Source organism: Paenibacillus wuxiensis (genome assembly GCF_040195695.1).
GTDB lineage: Bacteria > Bacillota > Bacilli > Paenibacillales > Paenibacillaceae > Paenibacillus_B > Paenibacillus_B suaedae.
The window spans coordinates 578820-593466 of record NZ_JBEFZI010000004.1; the positions used below are offsets into that span (position 1 = coordinate 578820).

Annotated in this window: 11 protein-coding genes and 2 pseudogenes; 7 read left to right on the forward strand and 6 right to left on the reverse strand. The window is 44.6% G+C overall.

Features of this window, described 5'->3' with window-relative positions; all coding sequences use genetic code 11:
* Positions 1–18: 18 nt before the first annotated feature.
* Entirely contained in the window at positions 19–1740 is a 1722-nt protein-coding gene (locus tag ABN764_RS11610) for a protoglobin domain-containing protein (RefSeq protein WP_446671985.1), read from the forward strand.
* A 264-nt stretch (positions 1741–2004) separates the two neighbouring features.
* Here the strand turns inward: ABN764_RS11610 and ABN764_RS11615 are convergent.
* The 3 genes and pseudogenes from ABN764_RS11615 to ABN764_RS11625 form a co-directional block, all read right to left on the reverse strand.
* A pseudogene (locus ABN764_RS11615) lies at positions 2005–2321 on the reverse strand (sigma factor).
* Between the two features lie 185 nt (positions 2322–2506).
* Positions 2507–2917, reverse strand: a complete 411-nt coding sequence (locus ABN764_RS11620) for a YjdF family protein (RefSeq protein WP_446671952.1) — start codon at positions 2915–2917, stop codon at positions 2507–2509.
* A 473-nt stretch (positions 2918–3390) separates the two neighbouring features.
* The gene (locus ABN764_RS11625; RefSeq protein WP_021257582.1) at positions 3391–3984 is read right to left on the reverse strand and encodes an LOG family protein; all 594 of its coding nucleotides are present in this window, start codon (positions 3982–3984) and stop codon (positions 3391–3393) included.
* A gap of 73 nt (positions 3985–4057) precedes the next feature.
* Here ABN764_RS11625 and ABN764_RS11630 point away from each other — a divergent pair, with 73 nt between their 5' ends.
* Positions 4058–4375: a MazG nucleotide pyrophosphohydrolase domain-containing protein gene (locus tag ABN764_RS11630; RefSeq protein WP_021257581.1), complete on the forward strand. Its 318-nt coding sequence runs from the start codon at positions 4058–4060 to the stop codon at positions 4373–4375.
* A 133-nt stretch (positions 4376–4508) separates the two neighbouring features.
* On the opposite strand, the gene ABN764_RS11635 is transcribed toward ABN764_RS11630, so the two are convergent.
* Both ABN764_RS11635 and ABN764_RS11640 read right to left on the reverse strand, forming a co-directional pair.
* Positions 4509–5795 (reverse strand): MFS transporter, encoded by a 1287-nt coding sequence (locus ABN764_RS11635; protein ID WP_446671953.1) that lies wholly within the window; start codon positions 5793–5795, stop codon positions 4509–4511.
* A gap of 22 nt (positions 5796–5817) precedes the next feature.
* Entirely contained in the window at positions 5818–6732 is a 915-nt protein-coding gene (locus tag ABN764_RS11640) for a polysaccharide deacetylase family protein (RefSeq protein ID WP_446671954.1), read from the reverse strand.
* A 282-nt stretch (positions 6733–7014) separates the two neighbouring features.
* On the opposite strand from ABN764_RS11640, the gene ABN764_RS11645 reads away from it, so the two are divergent.
* Positions 7015–7560 carry a hypothetical protein gene (locus ABN764_RS11645; RefSeq protein ID WP_174808553.1) on the forward strand — a complete coding sequence of 182 codons (546 nt, stop codon included), beginning with the start codon at positions 7015–7017 and terminating at the stop codon, positions 7558–7560.
* 495 nt (positions 7561–8055) lie between these two features.
* Here ABN764_RS11645 and ABN764_RS11650 read toward each other — a convergent pair whose 3' ends face one another.
* Positions 8056–9714 (reverse strand): hypothetical protein, encoded by a 1659-nt coding sequence (locus ABN764_RS11650; protein WP_446671955.1) that lies wholly within the window; start codon positions 9712–9714, stop codon positions 8056–8058.
* A 207-nt stretch (positions 9715–9921) separates the two neighbouring features.
* Here ABN764_RS11650 and ABN764_RS11655 point away from each other — a divergent pair, with 207 nt between their 5' ends.
* From ABN764_RS11655 to ABN764_RS11670, 4 genes and pseudogenes are all read left to right on the forward strand, one after another.
* On the forward strand, positions 9922–11352 hold the full coding sequence (locus ABN764_RS11655; RefSeq protein ID WP_446671956.1) for a GBS Bsp-like repeat-containing protein: 1431 nt from the start codon (positions 9922–9924) through the stop codon (positions 11350–11352).
* A gap of 92 nt (positions 11353–11444) precedes the next feature.
* Positions 11445–12656, forward strand: coding sequence for a LamG domain-containing protein (locus ABN764_RS11660; protein ID WP_446671957.1), 1212 nt, complete (start codon positions 11445–11447; stop codon positions 12654–12656).
* A 175-nt stretch (positions 12657–12831) separates the two neighbouring features.
* Positions 12832–13857: a carbohydrate binding domain-containing protein gene (locus tag ABN764_RS11665; protein WP_446671958.1), complete on the forward strand. Its 1026-nt coding sequence runs from the start codon at positions 12832–12834 to the stop codon at positions 13855–13857.
* 23 nt (positions 13858–13880) lie between these two features.
* Positions 13881–14647 (forward strand): annotated as a pseudogene (locus tag ABN764_RS11670) (polymorphic toxin-type HINT domain-containing protein); the annotation flags it as partial.

Consider the following 14647-nt stretch of genomic DNA (forward strand, 5'->3'; position numbering starts at 1 on the left):
GTGATTCTCCGAAAACCGATGTTACCTCACTCGATAACCGAATCCGATAATGTTGTATTGGATTCCCTACGAACAAAGATGAATTTCTTACAAATCACATCGAAAGATGCCGAATGTCTGCGTCGTTTGGCTCCCTACATGGAAAAGTACGCAGAAGCGATCACAGACCGCCACTATGATTTACTGTTCGGATTGCCAGAAATGAAGCGAATGATTGATCAGCACAGTACTAGGGCAAGGCTCAAGGGAACGTTTATCGCCTATTTGCAATCGATCCCTCAGGTTGCATTTGATGCAGAATACGTGCGAATGAGAGAGCGAATTGGGCAGGTGCACAGCCGCATACAATTAGAGCCGGAATGGTTCATTGCCTCGTTCTTGCGCGTATATGAGTACTTGGTTCCCATCATCGTGAATGATTTCCGTTCAAATGATGCATCTGCGATCTTAATGGCGCTTCACCGGATTGTGATGCTGGATGCCCAAATTGTATTGGAATCCTATCAGTCTGCAACGGAATATCGCCTGATGGACAACAATAGCGACATTATGGAAATGTTAATTCAGTCTGATGGACTGCACACACTGTTGATCGCTGCTGAGCGATCCCTTCAAGATGTTTTGGACATTCAGGCTGCTACCGAGCAATTGACAGCTTCCATCGAAGAGGTGTCCGTGCAGACGGCAGATTCTGCTACGAATACGGTGAATATGATTGCGGCGCTTCAGGAGAATCGGAAGATTGTTGAAGAGACGATCGAAGGCTTCGAGAAGATGAATGATTTGTTCTTAGATACACGCACTCGCTATGACCAATTACAGCGTTCCATGCAGAAGTTAACGGACGTCGTGCAGTTAATCGATACGGTCGCTGGAGAGACGCAACTGCTCGCGTTGAACGCTTCGATCGAAGCAGCACGTGCTGGGGAAGAGGGACGCGGCTTCGCTGTCGTGGCTGGGGAAGTTCGCAAACTGTCTGATCAAACGAAGCAGGCCGTTCATGATGTGTATGATGTCATTGAGAGCATTCAAGGCATGGCTACAGCGGTGCAAGCGCGGACTCGGGACATGTCGGAGCAAATGGATATCCAGCATCATAAAAATAAAAGCGCTTTCGAGCAGTTGGATCGTATGATGCAGTCGGTCGAAGAGGTAGGTTCTTCGGAGGATGCGATCGCTTCCATTGTCGAACAACAAGCGGATGCTACACAAGAAATTACTGCCAGCATGACCGGCATTGTGAAGAATACAGAAGAAATGATGTCTATGGCCAAGGCTACCGGTCAGCATCTCTATACAACAAGCCAATCGGTTGAGACATTGCGCAAGCAATCGCTTGGATGGTTCCGTCATATCGATGATGCACAATGGATTCGAATTATGAAGACCGATCATCTACTATGGAAATGGTGCACGTATAATCGGCTCCTCGGCTTCGATGAGAGTGATCCTGCTGTCATGGAGGACTTCCATCAATGCCGGCTTGGCAAATGGATTGCAACAGAGCAGCAGCGAAGCGATTCGCCAGTGACCCATCTTCCGCTGTTCAAGGATATGGTGGGGCAGCATGAGATGCTTCATCGCTTGGCAGGTGAAGCTGCTCGTCAGATGGATAATGGCAACCGCGATGCAGCGACAGCATCCTATCGGCGAATGAATGAGATCTCGCAGCAGCTGTTGACACAGTTGGATGAGCTGAGAATTCAGCTGGAGCGTCGCCCCGCAAAACAACATGCCTAATCGGAAGGAATGAGATGTAAGCAGATTTCGGTTCGGTTTATCTCGTAAGTATAAGATGAAGAGGTACTGAACGAGGATGCGGCTGGCTTCTCGCTGTTGCATTACGTTGTATATAAATAATGAATAAATGAACATATATTGTAATCGGAAATGTAAAATCGGGTTAGGCAACACCATGCGATACGACACGGTGTATGCCTGACCCGATTTTTTTTATGCTTGAAGATATTGAACGAAAAAGTAGGTTGGTTTTTCTTGTTCCCATTAGACCACTGCAAGCTGCTTGCGTTTGAATCGATCCTGATAGGTACGAACAACAATGGTATATAACCATGACGCGAAGCTTCTGCTTCGATCATGATCCGCCAGCTTGCGTATGCCTTAATAAAGGCCTCCTGCGCAATATCCTGGGCATCTTCATGAGTCGCTCCCATCCCTCGTAGCAGGCCGTACATTCGCTGCTTGTACTTGTTGACTAGAATCGCGTATAAGTCCTGCCTGCAAGAATTTGCTCGATGATGTCTTTGTCTGACTCGGTGCAGCCCATGGCTCTCCTCCTTCGTCGTTGTCTGTTCATAGATATAGACGAGCCTATCACTTGCAACTTCTCATCGTAGCAAGAAAGATTTTTTGCGAATTTCACGAAAAAAAGGAGAACCGGAGTCCTCCCTCATCAATTTTATTTTCTTCTGACACGTTGCGTTCATGAACAACAATCGCCCCGGCACAGTAGTGCTGAGCGGGGCGATTGCGTCATAGCAGCAGATTATCTGCCTCTATGCTTTTCTTTCCGCTTGTGAATGCGAATGCTCCGTTTTTTCTCCTGCAAGGCTTCGCGTTCTTCCCGAGAGCGGCATACGCGCTCCTTCTTTCTGCTCTCGTAGTCAAGACGCAGTGCTTCCTGGGATTGCGTCGATATGCCGCGCTGCTTCATTTCCATTGCGACACGTCTGGCCAGCCGCTTCGGATTGATGCGGCGCAGCGGTTCTTGGGCGTCCTCAGATCCTTGCGTAACCCGTTCTATGAGGGGCATCATGAGTGAATCCACGAATTTAAGCACTTCAATGTCCTTCGGCTCCGAGCCAAATACGTGGCGACAAGCCTTCAGTCTTCCATGCTCCGTGTTTTCCACGACACCTATCCAGAACGGTCCTTCAAAAAATACGGTTAACTTCACACTCTATTCCCCCTTTGTCATAAAGAGTGAGGGACATCCCAAGGGGGGAAGGTTACTGATCCCGATCATTTGCATGCCGGAACGTTCGGACTACCAACCGAAAACCGTGTTTTTACACTCTTACCTGAGTATAACGCAAATGAATGGAGTTCCCAAGATGAAGATGTCATTGAAATAAGCAGGTAGGAATGAAATTTAGATGGGAAAGGAGGAAGTTAGAAAGTTAGAAGTTAGAAGAAATGAGTAAAAATAGAGAAATAAAAATAATGAAAGTTAGGTTGGAGTGATTGGGCGGATAGGCGGATACAGTAACTTCGAGCATGCATCAGGAAGAAAACGGGGGAACCACATCCGATCTGTGGAGGAGCTCGCGTTGGAGCTTCCACAGATGAACATGGATGATGAGTTGTACGAGTTGATGCGTTACCTATTTTTCGCGTATATCATGTTAGACAAGGTTGAAAAGTCAGAAGCTATTTATCGGATTCAGAATCCAGCTGGCTCCATTTGTTGCCGAATACCGGCGGTGTATATTGAAGCAGCTTCTCAACGAGCTCTGCAGGGTCAGCAGAAGCAAGGATGAGCAATTCATGCTCTTGCTTAACAAATCCTGCTTGGATGGAGTGCCGAACCATTTCCAGCATAGGTGTGAAATAGCCTTCCACATTCAGTACGCCAATTGGCTTCTGATGAATGCCGATTTGTGCCCAGCTAATGACCTCGAACAGCTCTTCAAATGTTCCGAATCCGCCTGGCAGCGAGATAAATCCGTCAGACAGATCGATCATTGTTTTTTTGCGTTCATGCATATCTTTTACTTCAATGAGCTCAGTCAAGTTGGTATGTACAACTTCACCTCGGAACAATCCGCGCGGCATAACGCCTGTTACTCTGCCGCCAAGGCGCAGCACTTCATTGGCTACTTCGCCCATGAGACCGACTTTGGAGCCACCGTATACAAGTTCAATGTTCTTCTCAGCAAGTACACGGCCTAGAGCTTGCGCGCTAGAGGCGAAGTTGGGGTGCGTCCCCAAGTTGGATCCGGAATACACACATAATCTTTTCACGAGTAATGCCTCCTCATCTGGTATACTTCATTAAGTATAGACATCATTGGTTAGGAAAGGAAGTTAATTTACAATGGAGATGAAACCATTTCAACAGTGGGTGCAGCAATTTTATCAGAAGCGGGAATGGTCGCAATATAATTCCTTTATTCGCGTCGGCTTCCTTATGGAGGAAGTGGGAGAGGTTGCACGTGTTGTTCGGGCGCTGGAAATTGGCCGTGACCGTCCAGATGAAGGGGAGCGCAGCCGCGATGAACTGCGTCAAGAACTGGTGGAAGAGCTCGGTGATGTGCTGGCGAATGTCATTGTGCTGTCGGAGAAGTATGACATCGACTTGAGTGAGATTGCACAAGCCCATATGGACAAGCTGACGAAGCGTTTCGGCGGTTGATTCGGTAAGGAAACACCAGGGAGAACTATCGGCAAGGTAAGAGCAAGAGCAAAGTGCTAATAGCTAATTACTAATTACTAATTACTAATTACTGAGTGCGAAAGGCAAAGCTAAGAGTCTAAAGTGTAAATTGCTAAGATCCATTCCTTTGCGGCGAGCTGCGAATCGGATAGATAACAAAGCAAATGATGGCGAATACGAGTGCAACGATTGGGATGCCTGCCAGCATCAGTCTAATCCCCAATATGGCTGCGTCAGGCTGCTGCGCGCTATTGGCAACATAGCCGCTGGATTCGAGTACGGTGCTCATAATAATGGCTTGCAGGGAGACGCCGAACCGAATAATAAATCCATTCATCCCGAAATACATACCTTCGCGTCGTGCCCCTGTCGTGCGCTCGTCCTCGTCAATGACCTCAGAGAGGAGAATGTCGAGTAGGATGATAAGTCCAGCAAGGCTGAACCCGATTAATGCGCCTGCTATATAGGCACCGAGTTCCGATGAGACGAACAGAAGTGGAGCTAAGGCAAACATATAGCATACGATGGCAGCAATCATCGTTTTGCGCGGTCCGTAGCGTTTCGTCCAATGCGCCCATACGTACACGAACGGGATCGCAGTAACGAAGACCAGCCCAAGCATAATTGTGTTGGCGCTTTCATTTGCGTGCAGTGCATATTTGGTGAAGAACGGAATCGCCGCGGTCAGAAGAGCAAAGGTCAATTGCACGAAGAAACCGCCCAGTACATAGGCGACAAAAGAACGGTTAGAGAACGTATACACAATAGCTTTCCATAACCCGATTGAGCGAGCAGATGCCTGCTCATTCTCCTTCGAGCCCCAGATCATCACTGCCAGAAATATAGCGGATATGATTCCGAAGGTAAGCCCCATAGCCCCCCACCCGTATTCGGTATAGACTAGCGGCGGTGCTGCTACCCCTCCAATCATCCCCAGTATGCCGAACATTTGCTTCCACGAAGAGGCAGATGCTCGCTCCTTCATCGTAACGAACATTTCCGGGAACAACGCTGAATAATTGAGAATGACGAGTACATACAGAATATCGTACAGCAGCACGAGCACAAGGAAGTACCAGAACAGCCCGTTACCGGAAGCAAGAGGGAACCAGATGAGTGTAAATACAGCCGCAAGCGGTATCGTTCCAAATGCCATGTAGGGAATGCGCCGGCCCCACCTCGTACGAAACCGATCGGACATATAGCCGAACAACGGATTGAGAATGGCGCCAACGAGTCCGTGGATCACCATCGCAATGCCGATGAGTCCTGGACGGACGCCAAGGATGTCAACGTAATAATAGACAATATAGGCTGCGAACATTTGGGCCAATAAGTTGGCAGATATATTTCCTGAAGCGAAGGCAGCTTTGCGTGCAGGGGATATCGCAATGCTCATTGTATGACCCTCCTTCTTTTTCCTACATAAGCGGTGGGAGTTGACCGCGCTGTACATCCCTCAAATCCCGCCAGCGTATAAGCTGAATACCTTCTTCTGCAATGATGCGCCTGATGTCAGGATCGCGGAATAATCTCCATTCCATGCCGCGCTTCTCCCAATGCGGAGTAATGGCCTTTAATTCATCAGATACGATGGAGGGATGGAGGTACATCTCGGTAATACCGGGAAGAAGACCGCGTAGGAGTGCTTCCGCCTTGGCTTTGACCTGAGCATAAGTCTCTCCTGGAATCCGTTCATAAGGGAGCCCGAGCAGTGTATCCAGAATGACAACCCCTTTGGCATCTGCCAGATCGATCCGCTTCTTCGCCATCTTCTCGAGTTCTGGACTCAGCTTCATGCCGCCAATACGTCTTGGCAAGCGGAACGGCAGTCCATACGCTGCACATACATCAAATACCACGTCAAGGAAATCCTGTCCCGACGCGAGACCGTACAAGCTGCCCATGTGGTTATCCGCATGCGTAATATTAATGCCGCTGCGTCTTGCCGCTTCAATTTGACTAATCATTTCACAGCGAATTTGCTCAGGATCGGCGAGATGCTCGACGGTTAGACAATCCTCAGGGAAGTAGCCCTCCTCGGTGAGCAGGGTGGAGATGTCTCGTGAACGGTTCATCGCCGACCATTTATACCCTTCCCACTCGCTCGTGAAGGTGAGGTGTACCCCGATGTCCAGCTCTGGATGAGCGGCGCTCCACTTCGCTGCTTCCTTGGCCCAGCCGCATGGCATCATGATGGAGGTGGAGCAAATCGATCCCTCTTCAAGCAACTGCATAATCCCCATGTTCGTTGCATGACACATACCGAAGTCGTCGGCATTAATGATGAGCAGACGATCGGTTTCCTCATACCCCAAAGCTCTCATGACGTTCATGGCCTTCGCCTCCATGTGTGATTGATCGATGCGCATGAATCGATTCGTGTTTATGCAACTAAATATATTCGAGAGTCGGCGGCAACTTGCACTTGCGCACAGATATAATGATGGTTTACTCACGGGAGTATTAAATTCTCATGCGTGGAGTGTGTGAAGTGCCATATGGCATCTGTTACCGCTTAGGGGCATCCTTCGATTACGCAGATATGCTTCTGATTCGGGAGCAGCTCTAATATGTTAATCATAGGTGAGATGGCATCCATGAAGGAGGGCTGAACGATGACATGGGATATCATTCGCATACCTTGGACGACATATCGGGGGGCAGAAGCAGCGGAACGGCTGCCTGAGGCTCTCCTTCAATTGAAGGATGCTTCGACAACAGCAGAAGCGGAACTGGCAAGTGTAGCGATAGAAGCAATTGTGGTTGTGCAGGGCGCCCTGTACGAGGTGGCTGTACCGACGGCCATTTGCTTGCTAAGCATGATTCAGAATACGACGGATACGGCACGCCCTTACATGCTGGAGTTGCTTGTTCTCATTGCGTCCGGCGAGCCGGCAGATCTTGAGTTGGAGTACGGAAATCCGCGTCTGGCAGATGCTTGCATGCGGGAAGTTGCCCGCGGCACTGTTGTATATGCCCACCTGCTGGAGCATGGAAGAGCGGCTGAGCGGCTGCACTGTATCGATCTTCTAGGAATGTGTGCGAAGCGGGATCGGACGGTAAGAGAACGGGTGCGCTGGATGTTCCGGCGAGTGCTGCAGTCTGAGAGAGATGAGCGTATTCGGGAGTTCTTGTCTTATTGGCTGAGGGAACTGGTGTAGTTATCGACAGGTTTATTTATAAAAAATGCAATGGTACTTACGTTGAGGAAAAATGTAATCTATAATGGACATGAAAATAATGGTTAAAAAAATACTGCGTCCAAATGAACGCTAAGGCATTGCATTGTACTTATGCTATGCCTTTTTTCTTGTTTGAAAGCGGGACTTTTTTAGCTTCTGACTTTGTTGCGGGATATAGAAGTATTGGAAGGATAACCAACGATTCAGCTACAGTAATAACAGGGAAATATTCAGCGCTAGGCAGCATTTCCTCACCAAATGAACGTTTACTACAGGCTCGCATAGTGATTATTATTTAATGTTGGGGGTTCGACATGGTGGAGAGATTTCAATAGAACGATATAAAAATATCCAAAAAATAAAGTGTTTGTTCGAAAACGATGGGAAATCTAATTAAAAAGTGGATAGAGTAAATTCAAAAGAGAAGTCCGACCATTTAGGCTGGACTTCTCTTAATTTAAATAAAGAATATCGCTAGTTATATTTAAATACTAGCTTTTTAATGTCTATACTGCCAGAAGCTTGATTATCGACTCCTCTTATAATTACGTATACAAGAGCACGTACAGCTCCTTGAGGGACTTGCCCGTTATTTCGCAACGTTACAAAATCTGTAGTTGGCTGAGATTGTTCTGTAATGTTTGCCCCGATAAATTGGTTATTAACATCCATAAAATCGATATATAATTGAACTTTAGCGCGTTCCAATTGTTTTATATGAATAGCTCCACTTACTTCAAAACTCCTCGCTGGATCAACCTTTACATTTTGAATAATGCTCAGTATACCGGTCGCTTGAATCCCGGAACCTACAATACTTTGAACATGTTGTTGATTCATACGCTTAATTTGAAAATTGTTACTCTCAACTAGCCATGATCCTCTATTCCAAGCATCGCCGACTTCATCTTGATCGGGAAAGATCATAAATTCAGGATTTGATAATAAATTTCGTTCACTTGAGTATTGGAAGTGAATGGAGTCGACATAAATGCTGCCGGATGACTGATTTGTCAAACTTCGTATGATTGCATAAACGACTACCTTCTCTGCATTTGCAGGGGTTGTCCCTGAATTGGAAAGAACGATAAATTGTCCATGTGTTGGGTATTCATACTCAGTAATATTGGCGCCTATAAATTGGTCTTTATCATCTTTAAAGTCCAAATATAATTGAACCTTGCTGCCTTTCAATTGCTCAACTTGAAATAATCCGCTAATCGTAAAGTCTCGATTTTTTTCTGCTTTTATCGTTTGACTAACGGCAACCATGTCATTGACTCCCATTTCTGATGCAGAAATCTTCTGGACAGGGTTGTTCTCAAATCGAGCGGTTTCAAAAAGGGATTTGCCTGTACTCCATACCGTCTTTCTCCAATCATCTGCTATCTCAGAGCCAAGATTAGAATGGAATGAAGGATTAGATACTTGATTGTGATCGGAGCTATATGCAAAACGGATGGAATCTACATTGATGATTCCTGAACCCTGATCATTTGTTGCACGCAGCAAGGCGTACACGATTGCTTTCTTGGCTGATGCTGGAACTCGGCCATGATTCGTCAGAGTGATGAATCCACCATTTGTAAGCTGATCCCATTCCGTGACGTTGGCTCCAACATAGCTTCCGTCAGCACTAATGAAATCTATGTACAATTGAACCTTCGCTTGATTTAACTGTTCTACGTTTAATGTAGCATTTGTAACAAATTCTCTGTCTGCGGCGACATCGATGATCTGACTAACGGCAACAATACCGTTGTTGACGATACCCTCACCAGTTATTTTTTGTAAATTTTTATTTTCGAACTTTACAATAGAGAAGCTGCTGCTTGCTGCACCCCAAGTTTCTGTTCTCCAATCTTTCGCCTCGCCGTTTTCCATCGTTTCCTTGAAATAAGGGTTGCGTACTAGATTCTTAGGAATCGATACAGCATTTTTCACTATTTTCTTGCCGATCATATTTCCATTCTTATCGTACTCATATTTCGTATGGGTTTCGTTAGAAGTTGTTTTCACTAATTTGTTATTTGCATCATATTCATAATCTGTCAGTCCTGCAGAAAAAGCTGAAGTGATAGTCACAGGAGCCCATCCAAACAGGAAAAGAAATACGCAAAACAGTTTTTTCATTCACTTTGAACCTCCAATAATAATGAATATATGAGCATAGTATACATAGAAACGCTTCCAAGTGGTGATAAAAAGAAACACGATGTTGCAAAATACTCCAAAATAATACCCGCTAATTAATAATTTTGTAAATTAATGTCTGTAAAACTGTGTAGGTCAGTAGATATAGTAAATATAGAATATATCAAAGATAAGGTAGGGGTATATGTGAAGGACTCCAAGAAACTACTCTTCTGCATCACCATAATGTTTGTTCTTATGGTTGGGGCAAACATTTTTAGAGGTGAGAAAGCGCTTGCGCAAGAAGGGAAACAGGAATCACAGCTTGTGTTTATTAATTTGTCCACTGATACTAAGAAGAACGATTACATATATGATACTGACGGGAAATTGATCGCTGCTTTTCTATCAGACGGAACTTATATGTCTTACATTTATGATTCTAACGGAAACCAAACGAATCGGAAAAAAGTAGACCTGTCGATACAACCGACAATCAATTTATCGGCTCATTCCTATGAGATCTATATAAGAGGGATACGAAATAACGCTGAACAGATCTATTTCCCTACTTGGACAGAGCATAATGGCCAGGATGATACTGAGTGGATCAAGGGAACGAAAGTGTCAGATGGAGTATGGAAGGCGACTGTATTTTTCAAAAATCACGGTATGGAAACAGGCTCTTATAATACTCATATTTATGATGGGGATCGTATGGTTGCATCGACAATTGTTAATGTGGGCATGAACGTGAAAGTGCACAGTCCACAAAAAGCATCACTGAAGGACGAGTCCTACGATATTTACATAGATGGCGTAGGTGAAAATGTGAATGAAGTTAGGTTTCCAACTTGGACAGAGGCAAATGGCCAAGACGATCTGGAGCAACCTTGGATTAGAGGAGTCAACCAAGGGAACGGCACATGGAAAATAACGATTCCATTCAAGAAGCATAATTATGAGACAGGAAAGTATATCACACATATTTATAGCTTTGACAAATACGGAAACAACATGATGCTTGGCGGAGCAGAGGTGAATGTGACGGGCGGAACTCAGTATCCGATCGAGGCGGATCTATCAAGTGTGTCCTACGATATTACTATTTACGGCTTGGATCATAATGCTCAGAGGGTTCAGTTCCCAACATGGACAGCGCATAATGATCAAGACGATTTGAAGTGGATTGAGGGAAGCAAAGTAGCGAATGGGGTATGGAAAGCAACCGTACTTTATAGTGAGCATAATCAGGAGGCTGGCAGCTATATTACCCATATCTATGCGGATGGGAAGTTCGTAGATGGTTTTATCGTTACGGTTCGCGGTAACAACGTTCAACTTAGAGCTCCGCAAGAGGTGAAGAAAAGCGATGGTTCATATGAAATTTTTGTAGAAGGAGTTCCTAATAGCATCAATGAAGTCAGATTTCCAACATGGACGGATCACAATGGACAAGATGATCTTGAAAGTCCATGGATTAAAGGAGAAAAAGTAAAACCGGGTGTATGGAAAATCCGAATTCCTTTCGGCAAGCATAATAATGAATCAGGTACATACATAACGCATGTCTATACGGTTGATCAATACGGGAATATGATGGCAGTAGCATGGGTGCATGTTCAGGTAATAGATTGAGTACTCATAAGTAATTTTATATATGATTTCGATCAAAACGGTAATCGTATACGCAGTACTTAATAATAAGATTAGAAAGAGGAAGGAATCATATGAAAAAGATACTATCATCACTACTACTATTTCTTGTAACAATGCTGTCAGCGGGTACGAGTTATGCAGGGAACAATGTCATTTATGAATATGACGCAAATGGGAACTTGATTCGAAAATCTGCTGTAAATGTTGCAGAAAGTGGCTATATTCCCACCGAGAAAAAGACGTTTACAGGAAAAGAAAAAGTTGCAATCAATGCCAAGGGAGTTAGCAGCGCTGATAATGCGGAGACAACCGTGCAATTTTGGATGTACTGGACAGGTCAAGACAATATGATGCCATTTAGCTGGCATTCTGGGTATACACTTTGGCTTAATAGTAATGTGTTTGGTTTCAATACGGAGAACGGGGACATATTTGGATTTCCAGCCGAAAGTATCGCAAATAAGTGGGTTCAAGTTACAGCAATTTTTCACAACGGGGACATTACAAAAAGTGAAATCTATGTAAATGGAACAAAGCAAACGTTGCAACACTACGGCAGCCAATCACTGATTAAATCGGTGTCGGATTCTGCGAATATTTCAGGTTGGGTAAAGAGTGAAGATTACCGCTTCAAAGGCCAAATCTCAGATCTTAAAATCTGGAAACGGGAGCTATCTCAAACCGAAATTTCTAGTAGTGTGTTTTCGAAAAATCCTGTAGCATTAGCTGATTTGATTGGAGAGTGGAAGCTAAGAGATGAACCAGTTCAATCATTGAAATTCAATGGATTCCAACAAATGAAATTATCAGGAATTCAAGTGGATTCGACCCAAGGTGCACAGACAACCGTTCAATTTTGGATGAAGTGGGACGGGAACCAAATCGAAATGCCATTTAGCTGGGCGAATAGTTCTTACGACTTGTACTTTAATGATCGATTATTTGGCTTCAATACAGGCAATGGAGATTTGTATGGAGCCTCATCTGATCCACTAGTAAATAAGTGGGTTCACGTATCTGCAATATTCACGAATGGAGATATATACAAAAATGAGTTGTATATCAATGGCGTTCGACAAACTCTTGCGAAGATAGGGACTGCCTCTAATAGAAATGTTGCAGATAGTGCTTACTTCTCGGGATGGAATAATGATACCCACTATCAATTTCACGGAAATATAGCAGAGTTGAAAGTCTGGAATCGGGCATTACAACCTGTTGAGATCGAAAGTGAAATGTACAAAACGCCAGCCATCAATTCGAATTTAATCTACGTGTATTAACGATATGAGATAGGGAGGTGAATTCATGAGGAGTAAAATCATATACTCGCTTTTTTATGTGCTAGGCGTTTGTATATTGATGTCTCCATGTAGTGCCAAAGCTCTATACTCACAACAACATATGTATAACACTTCTAATCAGTTGGATTCCGTAAATGAATCCAGCGGGAAGCATATGAAGTTTATATATGATAAAAATGGAAACGTTGTAAGAAAAATGGTAGATCATAATTTATTCATTAACGGGGACTTTGAGGCACTCGAAAATGGGGAAGTTGCATCTGGCTGGAGATACTGGAAGTCCGAAGGAGCCGTTGGAACTTATAGTGTAACGCAGAGTTCGGTATCTTCAGGACAATACGCTCAAAAAATCGATGCTCAGAAAATTTCACTTGGTTCTATGAATATTTATCAAGATGTTCGAGTTGTCCCGAACCAAAAATATAGTGTGAGTGGTAGATTGCTAATCGAGCGAATGAACAACGCGGGCTTCTACGTAGCTATTCATTATTTTGATCCTAATTACAATTTGGTTGGTGCAGAGACCTCTTTTACATATGGAACCCCGTCTAGTTGGTTTACATTTACCGGGGAATTAACGCCACCAACAGGTGCAGCGATTGCGAGGATTCATTTTCACTTGCAGGAATCTTCCAGTAATGGCTACGGAACTATCTATTTAGATGCGCTGAAGATGATTCAAGGCACTGCGACTGATCTGTTTTATAATTCGTCATTTCAAGATATTCATGCAAGAGAATCGAATGCAGCTGGCTGGTCGGTATGGAAATCAGAAGGAAGCGAAGGAAACGTATATCGCGCAGATGAAGGGCCGAGGCCGGGGCAATCTTCTCAAATGATTGATGCTAGAAAGATGCCTGGTGGAGGAATTAATTTCTATCAGGATATACCTATTGTTCCGGGGGCTCGTTATGAGCTCTCAGCAGATGTAAAGATAGAAGAACTTAACCATTCGTCGTTATCATTTGCTCTACATTATTTTGATCCAAATTATAAGCTAGTTGGATCAGATACACCTGCCCATGTGAATACATCTATGGACTGGACAAGATTGCAGGGACAATTTACTCCTCCTCCTAATGCGGCACTTGTTCGGGTACATTTTCACCTAAGTGAAACAGGCACGAATGGAAAAGGAAAAGTATATGTGACTAATACTCGATTGATACGAATGAATTAGAAATTGATAAGGAGAGATACATTTTGAAAAAATGGTTGTCAATCATTCTCGTATTTGCTTTATTGTTCACCAACATACCATTGACATCAGCAGTAGATAGGTTATCGAACGGCATTCCAAACACGGAAAATCATCCGTCGGTAACCTCCAGTGTATATGAGACGCAAGCGACGTACACGGATTTTGACCCGGACGAGCTCATTACGATTTCTTCCCTAACGGAAACCTTCGGAGTAACAAGGGATTGGGTAACGGAGGAGCTGTTCAAAGGCTACGAACTTCATCAAATCTATCAAGGACTAAAAGCCAAGCGGCAAGGAAGAGACTATGAACAATTCATGAATAGCACTTATCCGAAGCCCGCTCCAGATCCATTAATTGAGCATCAGGAAAAAATGAAAAGTGTATCGGAGGCTGTGTACCAAGCAAGCGTAACGGAACAGGTATACGGTCAAGGGAAACCGTCGGTGACGGATCAAGTGTATGGATTGCGGACAAAACGTTCCATGACCTTTTCCAGAAATGGGTCATACGATGATGTAGCGCTCCGCAACCGTCCGATTCGGCTGGATCAAGCGCCTTACTCCGTTGGATCCTTTAGCGACCATATCTCGCCTGTAGACGGCTCCTTGCGCGTGGAAGTAACGGATATGGTGATGCCTGGACCGAACGGCATGGATTTTGCGCTGCGGAGAATTTATGACAGCAACTTAGCGAAGGACGATATTTATGTGAACGAGTATGGGAGAAACAGAACGAGGGAGACCAAGGAAGAGGAGAGATTTCATCT

Excerpts from the sequence above, each read along its gene's own strand:
- ABN764_RS11660 (WP_446671957.1), top strand. The coding sequence starts at position 11,445 with ATGAAAAAGATACTATCATCACTACTACTATTTCTTGTAACAATGCTG.
- ABN764_RS11665 (WP_446671958.1), top strand. The coding sequence starts at position 12,832 with ATGAAGTTTATATATGATAAAAATGGAAACGTTGTAAGAAAAATGGTA.
- ABN764_RS11640 (WP_446671954.1), bottom strand. The coding sequence starts at position 6,732 with ATGAACGTCATGAGAGCTTTGGGGTATGAGGAAACCGATCGTCTGCTC.
- ABN764_RS11630 (WP_021257581.1), top strand. The coding sequence starts at position 4,058 with ATGGAGATGAAACCATTTCAACAGTGGGTGCAGCAATTTTATCAGAAG.
- ABN764_RS11635 (WP_446671953.1), bottom strand. The coding sequence starts at position 5,795 with ATGAGCATTGCGATATCCCCTGCACGCAAAGCTGCCTTCGCTTCAGGA.
- ABN764_RS11645 (WP_174808553.1), top strand. The coding sequence starts at position 7,015 with ATGACATGGGATATCATTCGCATACCTTGGACGACATATCGGGGGGCA.
- ABN764_RS11610 (WP_446671985.1), top strand. The coding sequence starts at position 19 with ATGTTACCTCACTCGATAACCGAATCCGATAATGTTGTATTGGATTCC.
- ABN764_RS11650 (WP_446671955.1), bottom strand. The coding sequence starts at position 9,714 with ATGAAAAAACTGTTTTGCGTATTTCTTTTCCTGTTTGGATGGGCTCCT.